Here is a 12109-nt window from a genome sequence, read left to right as displayed (position 1 = left end):
CCTCAACCTTGAAGCAACCTTGAAGTGGGGTCCGCTGCGCCTCAGCGGACCGCCACACGGCGTGCATCCAAGTGTTGAAAAATCCTGCCCCCCGCCTCCAGACCACTGACCGCCCGCTGCGCCGGTCCACTCCACCGGGTCACGTCCCGGCGGGGCCCTGCCGGGTCCCCTCTTCCGGCGAGAGGGCCCCGGTCGTCAGCGGCGGCGGGCCGCCGGGTCGGTGAGGGCGGGGTGGGCGGCGAGGTAGTTGTCCGCGGGGTTGATCTCGGTGCCGGGCGGCACGATCGCGTCGATACGGTCGAGGACGTCAGCGGACAGGACGACGTCGGCGCCGGCCAGCAGTTCGTCGAGCTGGGCCGGGGTGCGCGGCCCGATGAGCACCGCGCTGACGGCCGGGTGGGACCGTACGAAGGCGAGTGCCAGGTGGGCCAGCGGCATTCCCGCGTCGGCGGCGAGGGCGGCGAGCCGGTGCACCGCGTCGAGCCGGGTCCGGTTGGCCGGCACGGACAGGTCGAACGCCTGCGGGGCCGTCGCCGCCCGGTGGCCGCGGGTCGGGTCGGCGCGCCCGGAGAGCCAGCCGCTGCTCAGCGGGCCGTAGGTGAGGACGCCCAGGCCGTGCCGCCGGGCGGCCGGCAGGACGTTGCCCTCGATGGTCCTGGTCAGCACCGAATACCGCGGCTGCTCGGTGCGGAAATGGTGGTGGCCGCCCTTCTCCGCCGCCCACTGGGCCGCCACGATCAGGTCGGCGGGAAAGGTCGAGGTGCCGATGGCCCGTACCTTGCCGGCCCGGACCAGGTCGGAGAGGGCGCCGAGCGTCTCGTCGAGATCGGTCGACCAGTCGGGCCGGTGCATCTGGTAGAGGTCGATGTGGTCGGTGCCGAGGCGGCGCAGGCTGCCGTCGACCGCGCGCTTGATCCATCGCGGTGAGCCGCCCGCCTCGTTGGGGTCCGACCCCATCGGCAGCGCGAACTTGGTGGCGAGCACCACCTCGTCGCGCCGCCCCTTGAGCGCTTTTCCGACGATCTCCTCCGACTCGCCCCGCGAGTAGACGTCGGCGGTGTCCACGAAGTTGATCCCCGCGTCGAGCGCGCGGCGGATCATCGCGGCCGACTCGTCGTGGTCCGGATTGCCCATCGCCCCGAACATCATCGTCCCGAGCGCGAACTCGCTCACCGACATGCCGGTGCCGCCCAGCATCCTGCGCTTCATCGCCGACCTCGCCTCTCGTTGTCCTGTCGTCGCACCTCAAGCCAACCACCGGCGGGGCGGTTCCCCGGGGACGAAGAGGGGGCCTGTCGGACCCCCGCTGGACGCCGCTGGTACGTCCGGGCGGGCGGGCGAACCCACGGAAACGCGGAAACGCGGAAACGGCACCGGCGGAGAAGGACGGTGGTCCTTCTCCGCCGGTGCCGCGTACCCGCGATGGGCGGGTACCTCGGCGATCCGGGTCGCGGATCGCGGCTTCATGGGCGGAGGGCCCGCGGCGGCGTGCCGGGCGCTGCGTGCCGGGCGCGGCCTCAGAGCGCGGTGCGCGGCCTCAGACCGCGGTGGCGGTCACGTCCGCGGCGTTCACGTACACATACCGGTGGTTGAACTGCACGGTGTAGTACTGCTTCGCACCGTTGACCACACCCTGCCGGCTCGGGAAGAAGTCCCGGCCGTTCACCGGGGGCTGGTCCGCCACGTACGCCTGACCGGCCGGGATCGCGTAGTCGGGCGCGGTCAGCGGGTTCTGCGGGTCCGGGCCCCAGCCGGTCGGGACCTCGGCGGGGTCGGGGAAGGCCGTGCCGTAGACGGGCGCGGCCGTGTCGCCGGCCGCCGTGATGATCCGCACGCCCTTGGCCGGGATGGTGTTCGCGCCCTGGGGGTTGTCGATCCACCCCTTCTGGCCGTCGAACCAGATGGCCGTCCAGTCGCCCTGCTGATCGGCGACGACGAACTGCTGGCCGGCCTGGACGGTGGTGCTCCAGTCGCTGACGTCGTTGGTGCCGCTGGTGCCGGTCGGGTGCATGTTCGCGTCGAGGATGAGCGGGGAGTCCTCGCTCGGACCCTGGTGCACGAAGAGCGAGCCGGCCGGGACCGTCACCGGGGTGCAGGCGGTGGTGCCGCCGGTCGGGTCGTCGGCCGGGCAGATGGTGAAGGTCTGGAGGTTCTTCTTGAAGGTGGGCGCGATGGTGACCGCGCTCCCGACCGGTCCGACACCGCTCGTCCTGTCGTCGAACGGCGCGCCGATCATCCGCATGAAGCGGGTCCAGTCCCACTCGTCGCCCTGGTCCCAGTGCTGGCCGGCCAGATCGGCCGTCTTGCCGCCGGGCACGTTGTCGTGGGCGAGGATGTGCTGCCGGTCGAGCGGAATGTCGTATCGCGCGACCAGGTACTTCACCAGCTTGGCCGTCTGCTGGTACGTGACGTCGGTGTACCAGTCCGCGCCGAAGGCGGAGAAGCCCTCGTGCTCGATCTGGATCGAGTGCAGATTGCTGTCGTAGTTGCCGTCACCGAAGGCGACGTCCTTGTCCGACACCATCTGGGTGACGGCGCCGTCCGAGGAGCGCATCACATAGTGCGCGGCCGCCGCGTTCGGCCCCTGGAAGGTCTGGATCGCGGAGTCGTACGAGCCCTCGGTGGTGTGCAGCACGATCTGGGTGATCTTGATGCCGTTGGCGGGCCGGTTGGAGACCTGCACCGCGGTGGACGACGCCTGGACGAACTGGCAGTCCAGGGCCTTGGGGCACTCGGCGGGCGTGGTGGGCGGCGCCGCCTTGGTGAGCTTCAGCTTGCCCAACTGGGCGGTGACCGGGGCGGCGGCCGGGTCGGCCGGCGCGGTGACGAGCTGGCCGTCCGAAGTCCGCTGCGAGATACCGGACTTGATGGCGGCGAGGACATCGTCGGTGAACGAGGAGGCGGCCTTCTCGTCCGACAGCTCGCTGTACTTGGCGATCGCCGCGGTCCAGTCGGACGGCTTGTCCGACGCGCCGGAGGTGTCGCCGGTCAACTGCTCCTGGTACGAGGCCAGCAGGGCGGCGCCGCCGCGCAGGTTGTCGAGCCGGTTGTGCCGGAGGCGGTCGGCGGGGATGCCGGTCAGCGTGGCGGCGGTGAGCAGCGTGTGCAGTTCGGGGTGCTTGGCCGCCGAGGTGAGGTCGGAGGGGGCCGTGATCCCCGAGGGGCCCTGCTGGAGCATGGCCGGCGTCGCGTCGGTGAGGTTCATCAGGCCCCAGCCGGCGTTGTCGCTGTAGCCGGCGTGGGATCGCAGCCCTGACTCCTGGCGGGCCACCCCGATCAGTACGGACACCGGGACGTCGTACTCGGCCGCCGCGGTGGCGAAGTCCGCCTGGGTGGCCGACTGATGGAGCGCCGGGCCGGGCTCACCGGCCTGCGCGGTGCCGGGCAGCAGGGCGAAGGCGCCGGCCGCCAGCGCACCGCCCGCGACGGCGGCCGACAGCCACCGTTTTCCATTGCGCTTGTGCAAGGTATTCCTTTCGAGAAACCGCGGGTAGCGGCGTGTGAGCGGGGCGCGACGGCCGCTTCCGTCAGTATTCCGTCAATGCCCATTCCGGGGGTGCCGGGTGCTGCCGGATACCGCCGGGCGCCGCCGAGGGCACTGCCGGGTGCCGCCGGGCGGCGCCACGGTCGCGGCAGCCGGCACTCGAAAAAGCGGGATTTCCGGAGAATTCAGCTCCGCGCAACCTGGTGGCCGCCGCGGCGCGGGACGGGGGTCCCGCTGCCCCTCCCGTGCCTTCTCGGCCTGTCCGGATCCCCTGGCGCGGGGAGCGGACCGCCGGGCCGATCGCCGGTCCGGACCGGCGGTCCGTGTTCCTCCGCGAGCGCACGGTGTCCGCGCGGCCTTTCCGCGAGGGAGCATCGCGTCATAACGGTCGTTCCCTTCGGCGGATCCAGAACGCCAAACAGCGTATGCATACGTCAAGAATCCGGTCAAGCCGACGCGTCAATTCGACGCTGACGACGCGTCGGATCGAATTCGGTTCACGAAATCTCGTGGAGATCGTGCGGAGAACCGCTGCCCGCTGCCGGGCGGCGAGGCGGCATTACGGCTCGGTCCGCGGCAACGCCGCCGGGGCCTCGCCTCCGGCGCTCCCCTCGTCCTGCCGGGCCTGCCGGCTTCGCCGGCATCACAGCCATGTCGTCGCCAGCCAGCCGGTCACCGCCCCCGCGAGGATGAGGCCGAGGTTGAGGGCGATCTGACGGTCGCCGCGCCTCAGGTGCACCCTGGTCGCGCCGATCTGCAACACCTCGAACCCGATGGCGGCAGCCAGGGCGAGCCAGGGCGCGATGCCGGTCAGCGCCGGGAGGATAAGCCCGACGGCGCCGAGCACTTCGATCACCCCGATGGTCCGTACGGCCGACATCGGCGTGCTGTCCACCCAGGCGGGGTGGGGGCGGCGGTGAGCAACGGGGCGAGCAGGATGGCTGGGTCGGTGTCGGTAGTGAGGTCGCTGACCTGGCCGTCGCCGACTTCGATGACACGCCAGGTGCCGTCGGTGCGTTGGGTGAGGTCGGTGGTGATGAAGCGGCAGCCCAGGGCGCGGACCAGCGGACGAAGCGCCTCCAGAGGAGGAGTTGGCCGCAGGCCCGGGGTGTCCGGGTGCCCGGTGGTCAGTACGGGGTCGGCGTCGAGCCACCAGATTCGGGCTTCGCCGACGTCCCGGCGGAAATGCTCGAAGGCGCGCAGCACGACACCGCCCGCCAGGGAGTCCTCCTGGAGTTCGACGAAACGGGACACCACGGCGTGGACGGCCGGGATGTCCGCGAGATCGGGCAGGTAACAGGCCTCGTCCCACTTGTGCTTGCGGGATTTGACGAAGTCCTTCACGATCCCCGCCCCCGGCGGGAGGCGCGCGGCGGCTCGAGCGAGCGCCTGCGGACCCGGCGGCCGACCGGGCGGACAAGGAATCCAGGCGCTCGCCGGAGTGACCCGGGCGAACGTTCCGTACCAACCCGGGAGTTCATGGGCCACCCGGTACGCCGTCGGCGAGGTCAGCAGATGAACGCCCCGCTCGGCCAGCGCGGCACCGAGTTCCGCGTAGGCGCCCGCCGGCACCATCCAGCCGCGATACCACACCGCCCCCATCCCGCGCGGCACCCGCCGCACCGCCCCCTCCGTATCCCCGCGAAGCAGCGCGTCATGATCCACCAGCGCCACCTCCGCCCCGGCCCGCCGCACGGCCGCCGCCTGCGCCGCGAAGTGCGGGTCACAACGGGCGTGCCCCAGAGGGTCGTTGCAGAGCAGCACGGAGATGGTCACCGCCCCACGGTAGAGCGCGACCGGTCGTCGGCAACGCCGAACAGTGTCAGTGCGGGCAGGCGCTTGCCCGACTCTGCGCGTGCCCCGGACCCGACTGCCCTGAAAGTCCACCCCGAGCGACCTGTCGTCCAGGTCGTCGTCCGCAAAGGCTGGGCGGACCGGGCCGTGAGCGGTGGGCCGGAGCCGCGACCGGCGTCTCCCGTACGGTGAGACCGCGTGCACCCCTGCGGCCCCCTATGGCACCATCTTTTCAGGCGGGCGGGGGCGGCAGTGTGCCAGGAGGCGGAGCATTCCCAATGCAGGTGGAGATCCGGGCGACGAACGAGGACGGTGTTCCGGCCTTATACGACTTCTTCCGCTGGCTGAGGGATGACCAGGACGGACCCGGAGACGTCCGTTTGGCGAACGCCGCTGCCGGCCGGCCGGGAGCGATGGGGGCCTTGGAGGTCATCCAGGTCGTCCTTTCCCAGTCGACGGCCATGGTGAGCCTGGCCATGCAGTATGTTTCCTGGCGCCATTCGAGAGGCGGCGGCCGACACGGTGCGGAGTTCACCTTCGCGCGGGCCTCAGACGGTCTGACCGTCGCTGTGCAGGGCGGCACCGACGACGATGTACGCCGGATGCTGGCGCTGCTCGCGGTACCGCCGGAACCCCCGTCCTCCGCTGATCAGAGCAGTCAGGCCCCCGAGTAGCCCCTGTGGATATGGAGCTGGCCGACCCGCACCGTTCGTACGCGGTCCTGATCGGATCCGCGATATACGGCGATGCGTCCCTCGAGGACCTCCCGGCGGTCGCGAACAACCTGACCAAGCTTGCGGAGTTGTTCGCCGACGCCACGATCTGGGGCTTGCCGCAGGGGAACTGCACTCTTGTGCCGCAGCCGGAGTCCCGGGAAGAAGTCCTCGACGCCATTCACGACGCCGCGCGAAAGGCGGAGGACACACTGCTGGTCTATTTCGCCGGGCACGGTCTGGCCCACCCCGACGTCAATGGCCTCCTGCTCGCCCTTCCTGGCACCGATCCCGAACGGACCTACACCGCACTGGATTTCGACGCTGTACGGGGCGAGGTGCTGAGCACCCGGCGTGAGGTCAACCGTATCGTCATCCTGGACTGCTGCTATGGCGGCCGGGCATTCGAGGGTGGCATGGGCGGCGCCGGCAAGGCGGTGCAGATGGCCGAGCAGACCCGCATCGCGGGCTCCTACCTCCTCACCGCGAGTTCCGCGACCCGGCAGTCGCAGTCGCCGCCCGGTGAGACGTACACCGCGTTCACCGGCGAGTTGATCCACCTGTTGGAGAACGGGCTGCCCGGTGCCGGGGAACTGATCGAAGCCACCCACGTCTACGAGCATCTGTACGGCGAACTGCGATCCAAGGGGCGTCCGTTGCCTCAGCAGAGGCTCAGCAACACCGGCCGCACCCTCGCCTTCGCCAGGAACAGACACCTGGCAGAGGTGACACCGCCGGACCCCCCGGACGGAGGAACGATCTCTCCCGGAACCCCCGATGTGATGACGGGACCGGGGCGGACGCCGCGCGAACTCGTCCGGGAAGTCGCGAGGTCAAGGGCCGCGAACGCCGACGATGCCGCCGGCGCATTGCTCCGGGAATGGGCCATACGCCGCCCGGTCCAGGAAGTTGCCACCTTGGCGGCACTCCTCAGCGCGGAGGGGAACCGGTTCGCGACCGACGTGGTGAACAGGGCCCTGTCCAATCGCGGCCCGCAGGCCGTCGCCGACTACCTTGACGCCCTGTACGCCGTGGATGACGAGCCTGAGGACGCCGAACGCGTACTGCACTATGCCGCTGATCAATCCGTCGATGTCGTCGCAGCCACCTACAAGCTCCTGTGCTCCGCAGGTCGCTCGGTCGAGGCCGACCGCCTTCTCTTCCTGCGGACCGAGCGTCTGCGGAGCACCGATGACGTCCTCGAACTCGCGGGTGCCCTCTGGTCCGCTGGGCTCGAGCCGGAAGCCGACAGGGTCCTCACCGCCGCTACCACGGATTCCGCGGAGGAATCTGGACGCCTGGCTGATGCCCTCCTGGCCATCGGCCAGCCGGACCGGGCCTTCGCGCTCTACCTTCGGACCCAGGAGACGGTGGTACGGCGTCCCGTGCCCGCGTTCGTGCGTCTCCTGAAGAAGATGCACGAGGCGGAGCACGACGATGATGCCACCACAATGCTCGAACGGTGGATCGATGATGCCGCTCCCTCCTCAGCGCCCTCAGCGCTTCCCGCTCGGCAGACCATCACGGATCTCTGCGCGGAATTGCGGTCGGCAGGTCTCAGCCCGTACGCGTCGACCGTTCTGCGGCGATCGGCCGCCGCGCTGCCTCCGGCGGACGTGATCGCACTCGCCGAGGCGCTGTACCGGCAGGGCCGTGGCGAGGATTCCGTCCTGCTGCTGCTGATGGCGACGCGTGCCGGGCCGATCGAGGCGGTGGTGGATTTTATGGACAGTCTGCGCGAGATAGGCCGACCCGTGGACGCGAACGCCCTGCTCGATGAGGTCGGCCGATTGCCCGCACATGACGTAGCGCGGTTGCTGGAGCGGTTGGAGTTGCAGGGCCGGACCCGTGATCGCGACCGGCTGCTGTCCGTGATCGCACGTCAGCCAGTTCCGGCGCAGCTTGCCGTGCTCAGAGAACCGTTCCTGGTGGACGGTCGTTACCACGAAGCCTTCACAGGTCTCGGCGCCGGGTCGGACAAGGAGTTCGCCGAGGTGCTGAAGCAACTGAGGGATACCGGAAGCCATCTGGACCTCATCGCCTTGTTCGCCTATGGCGCCCGCGAAAATACGGCAAATCTCACAGCGCGGCTCGCGTGGATGGAACGGAAGGGTATCCCCGAGGCCCTGGTGTTGCGGGCCTACCTGCTCGACCGCGGGATCTCGGCCGGCGGGCGTATCCCGACCCTGAACAAGAAGGACCTAGCGGCTGCGGCCGTCCGCTTCCCCTCCTCCGCCGGGGTGGCCTTCGCGCTCGCGGCTTTGCAGGCACTAGGCCACGAAGAAGCGGTCTCATACGTGGCACGGCGGTTGGCGTCGCTTTGGTTCGACTCGGCTCAGCGGGTGGAGTTGGCGGTATCTCTTCGCCGGAGGGGCCTGAACAATGTCGCGCGGACCGTGATCAAGGAGGGATCGTGGGATGAGATCAGGCACCTGACCGAAACGATCACCGAGCTGCACAGTGCCGGGTTTCCCGATGACGCCGCGTACGCGCTGCGCTGCTATGCCTTCCGGCTCGGCGGCAAGGCGAAGAAACTCGCGGCGTCGCTCGGCTTGGAGAATCCGCCCGGCACCGCGTATTTCCCGCTTCTCCGGCGCACCAGCCTTGACGATGGTCACGGCACGGCTAACTGATCGGCCGCCCGGCGCCAAGAACAGACGCGGGACGCCCCGTCGGCAGGACCGTCAAACGCCCCGAGCGCATCGAGGGTCGGCCGAGGCCGACGTCCACCCGACAGGGTCGCCTGGAAGCGGGCCGCTACGTCAGTGACGTCCGGACCGCCTCGACCAGTGATGACGCGCGCGTGTCGTCCGCGCCCTCGATGATGTTGTTCATCAGGTAGCCGAAGGCGACGCCGTGTTCGGGGTCGGCGAAGGCGAGGGAGCCGCCGCGGCCGGCGTGGCCGAAGGAGCGGGGGCCGGTCAGCGGCGCCTCGGCGGTGGGCAGCATGTAGCCGGAACCGAAGCGGCTAGGCAGCATCATGACCTGATCGATACCGGCGGCCTGCTCTTCGGTGGCGGACGCCACCGTCTCCGGGGTGAGGAGGCGTACGCCGTCCACCTCGCCGATCAGCGCGGCGTACATGCGGGCCAGCGCGCGGGCGGTGCCGATGCCGTTGGAAGCGGGGAGTTCCGCGGCCTGCGCCTCCGGGGAGTTGAAGTCGATGTCCGCGGGATCGGTGACGGCGAAAGCCCTGTTGATGAGGGAGTCAGGGTCGCGCATGGCGGCGACCACGCCGCGGAACTCCTCGGGGATCGCCGTGAGCGGCACGGTGGAGAGGTCGACGTCCGGCTGCCGGTAGGTCATCCGGCTGACCCGGCCGCGCTCACCGGCGGGCAGCCCGATGAAGAAGTCGAGGCCCAGCGGCTCGGCGATCTCCTCGGCGAGGAATTGGCCGGGCATACGGCCGGACACCCGGCGGATCACCTCGCCGACCAGCCAGCCCCAGGTCCGCCCGTGATAGCCGTGCGCGGTACCGGGAATCCACTGGGGACGCTGTGCCGCCAGCGCGGCCGTCATCGGCTGCCACGCCAACGCCTCCTCCAACGGCACCGGTTGATCCAGCGCGACCAGTCCGGCCCGGTGCGACAGGAGCCAGCGAACGGGAATGTCGGCCTTGCCGTTCGCGGCGAACTCCGGCCAGTAAGCGGCCACCGGGGCGTCCAGGTCCACGGCGCCGCGCTGAGCCAGCAGGTGCGCCGCGGTCGCGGTGGCCCCCTTCGTCGCCGAGTAGACCAGTTGCAGCGTGTCCCGCTCCCAGGGACGCCCGGTCTCCGGATCGGCCACCCCGCCCCACAGATCCACCACGGGCCGCCCGTCCCGGTAGACGCACACCGCCGCGCCAACGTCCCCGCGCCCCTCGAAGTTCGCCGCGAACGCTTCCCGTACGGCCTCGAATCCGGCCTCGACCAGACCGTCGATCGTCGTCATACCGTCCATCGTGGCACCGGGGGAATCAGGCGTCAGCCGACTTACCGGTCCCGGCGGCCAAGGGCCTCGGGGTCGCCGGGGCGGCCGGGGCGGCCGGGGTCGCCGCACCGGCGGCCGCACCGCGCCGATGAGCGGCGGGCCGGTGCGGCCGTGCGGTGTCCGTGTTCGGGGAACGGAGCGGTGTCAGACCCTTCGGATAGCGTCGAGAACGTCGAAGCGGCGGGCGTGAGAGGCGCGGCTCGGCCGTGTCAAAAGCAACGACGGCACCGTCACCGTGGCATGACCGATACCTCGACGAACGCGCGGCGCAGGGGGAGAGAGAAACACATGAGCGTCACCGGATTCTGGATCGTCGGCGTGATCGCGGACGCCGACATCGCCCGCGTCCGGCAGACGTTTCCCGGTTACGCGCCGGCGGGCCGGCCCGCCGCTCAGTCGCTCGGCGCTCTCGACTGGTGGCGGGGGCGGAGTCCGGCGGAGAGGTTCTTCGAACCGGCCTCGCACCGGCCGAGACCGACGGACGACGCCCCCCGATTACAGAGGTGCGTCGACGCGGTGCGGCCGGGGGACCAAGGGACGGAAAAGGCCGTGGACGAACTCATGGAGCTGATTCCGCGGCAGGTGGGGGCGGGCCTCTTCCTCGCCGCGGCCAGAAAGGGTGACCCGACCGCGGCTCTCGGTTACGCTCTCGGCCCGGAGCGGATGTCGCGGCTTCCGGGCCGGTGGGGCGACTTCCTGCTCCGGGCGGCGGAGGTGCGTTCCGCGTTGCCCGCGGCCGAAGCCGCGCTCCACCTCTCGGAGAAGCAGCGCTCGACGGTCACCGACCGCATCCGTGACTGGATGACGGGGATGGCCGACGCTCCCGGCCACGACGCCGACGAACTGGTCGACGGCCCGCTGCGGGTCCTCCGCCATGCCGCTCGGCAAGGGCTCGGCGCGATAGGCCTGACCCGGCGGTACTGAGGGGGGACCCGGCGCCGCACTCGGCACCCGGCGGCAGGCGGTGCCCCTTGCCCACGAGATGGCCCCACCTGTACGTGCCTATACGTGCGGGGTTTCGGCGACCGCCTGTGCGGCGGTCCAGCGGTCCATCCGTTCCCATTGGGCGAGGAGCCACTCGCCGCGGGCCTCGTCGCCCGGGGGAATGTCCGCCGCCGGGATCCGCCACCAGTGGACGCGGACCGGGCGGTGGAAGGGGAGGAAGGACCAGGCGGCGCGCGGGGAGGCTATGACGTCGAGGCCGGCGTGGGCGACGAAGACCACGTCGGCGGTGGGCGCCGCGGCCAGCGCGGCGAGGCTTCCGCCGTTCCGCGGGGGCAGGACGTAGTGCAGCCGGGCCGCGCGGGCGGCCCGGCGGTACTGGCCGAGGCGGCGCAGGCTGGCGACGGCGCGGTGGTGGCGGCCCGGCGTGAAGTTGCCGCCCTCGGGGAAGATCACCAGGCCGTCGCGGGGCCGCAGCCCGGCGGCCAGCGTCGCGATCGCGTCCTCGGCGGTGCCGCGGGCGGGCGGCAGGAAGCAGTGCGGCACCCGGCCGAGCAGGACATCGAGGCACGGATCGCCGCGCAGTGCGCCCTTCAGCACGGTGTGCGGCAGCAGCCCGGCCTCGGTGAGCAGGATCTGGAGGAGCAGGAAGGAGTCGCCAAGTCCCGCGTGCCGCACCAGGATCACCAGGGGTACGTCCGGCGGTCGGTCGGCCGGGGGCAGCGCCGGCGTCATCTCCACCCTGAGGCGGAACAGCCGCTCAGTCGCCCGGCGCAGGACGGCCAACAGCCGCGCCAGCAGCGCGAAGGCGTCGGCCGCCCGGCGGTCCCGCGCGGCCGGCCCGGCGAGGACGCCGCGCACGAACAGCGCCGTCGCGCCAAGCAGGCCGCCGAGGTCCACCACGAGGTACAGCAGCAGGAAGCAGGCCATCCGCGTGGGACGCCACGGGCCGTGTGCGGCGAGCGATACGGGGGCGCCGAGCACGGTGACGACCACCAGGACGGCCGCGGCCACCGGGATCAGGGCGAGCAGGAGCGCGGTGGTGAGGGTGCGGCGGCCGGCCGTGACGAGTGCCCTGGCGGCAGCGGTGCGCCGGGTGCGCGGTGCGACGGCCGGGTGGGCGGCACCGTCGTACGGTACGGGCCGGCCGCCTTGGGAAGGCATCGCGGGGCCGGTCACCGGGCCGCTCACCGCGCTGGTCACCGAG

At 71.2% G+C, this 12109-nt stretch carries 8 protein-coding genes and 1 pseudogene; 3 read left to right on the top strand and 6 right to left on the bottom strand.

The window, feature by feature from the left end:
* Positions 1 to 195: 195 nt before the first annotated feature.
* The 4 genes and pseudogenes from OG519_RS14935 to OG519_RS14920 all read right to left on the bottom strand — a co-directional run bounded on the left by OG519_RS14935 (position 196) and on the right by OG519_RS14920 (position 5260).
* Positions 196 to 1209, bottom strand: coding sequence for an aldo/keto reductase (locus OG519_RS14935; protein ID WP_405583441.1), 1014 nt, complete (start codon positions 1207 to 1209; stop codon positions 196 to 198).
* Positions 1210 to 1537: 328 nt separating this feature from the next.
* Positions 1538 to 3466: an N-acetylmuramoyl-L-alanine amidase gene (locus OG519_RS14930; RefSeq protein WP_405583439.1), complete on the bottom strand. Its 1929-nt coding sequence runs from the start codon at positions 3464 to 3466 to the stop codon at positions 1538 to 1540.
* A gap of 661 nt (positions 3467 to 4127) precedes the next feature.
* Positions 4128 to 4397, bottom strand: a pseudogene (locus OG519_RS14925) (DoxX family protein); the annotation flags it as partial.
* The gene (locus OG519_RS14920; RefSeq protein WP_405583437.1) at positions 4337 to 5260 is read right to left on the bottom strand and encodes an ATP-grasp domain-containing protein; all 924 of its coding nucleotides are present in this window, start codon (positions 5258 to 5260) and stop codon (positions 4337 to 4339) included. The pseudogene OG519_RS14925 and the gene OG519_RS14920, both read right to left, overlap by 61 nt.
* Before the next feature lie 296 nt (positions 5261 to 5556).
* Between OG519_RS14920 and OG519_RS14915 the strand changes: the two genes are divergently transcribed.
* Positions 5557 to 5952 (top strand): hypothetical protein, encoded by a 396-nt coding sequence (locus tag OG519_RS14915; protein ID WP_405583435.1) that lies wholly within the window; start codon positions 5557 to 5559, stop codon positions 5950 to 5952.
* 11 nt (positions 5953 to 5963) lie between these two features.
* Positions 5964 to 8624 carry a caspase family protein gene (locus OG519_RS14910; protein WP_405583433.1) on the top strand — a complete coding sequence of 887 codons (2661 nt, stop codon included), beginning with the start codon at positions 5964 to 5966 and terminating at the stop codon, positions 8622 to 8624.
* Positions 8625 to 8748: 124 nt separating this feature from the next.
* Here OG519_RS14910 and OG519_RS14905 read toward each other — a convergent pair whose 3' ends face one another.
* Entirely contained in the window at positions 8749 to 9921 is a 1173-nt protein-coding gene (locus OG519_RS14905) for a serine hydrolase domain-containing protein (RefSeq protein WP_405583431.1), read from the bottom strand.
* 327 nt (positions 9922 to 10248) lie between these two features.
* Between OG519_RS14905 and OG519_RS14900 the strand changes: the two genes are divergently transcribed.
* A complete protein-coding gene (locus OG519_RS14900; protein ID WP_405583429.1) occupies positions 10249 to 10884 on the top strand; it encodes a hypothetical protein in 636 nt (211 codons plus the stop codon).
* Between the two features lie 78 nt (positions 10885 to 10962).
* On the opposite strand, the gene OG519_RS14895 is transcribed toward OG519_RS14900, so the two are convergent.
* On the bottom strand, positions 10963 to 12105 hold the full coding sequence (locus OG519_RS14895) for a hypothetical protein (protein WP_405583427.1): 1143 nt from the start codon (positions 12103 to 12105) through the stop codon (positions 10963 to 10965).
* Positions 12106 to 12109: the final 4 nt, after the last annotated feature.

Source organism: Streptomyces sp. NBC_01190 (genome assembly GCF_045039895.1).
In the GTDB taxonomy this organism is placed as follows: domain Bacteria; phylum Actinomycetota; class Actinomycetes; order Streptomycetales; family Streptomycetaceae; genus Actinacidiphila.
This window is presented reverse-complemented; position numbering and strand designations above follow the sequence as displayed.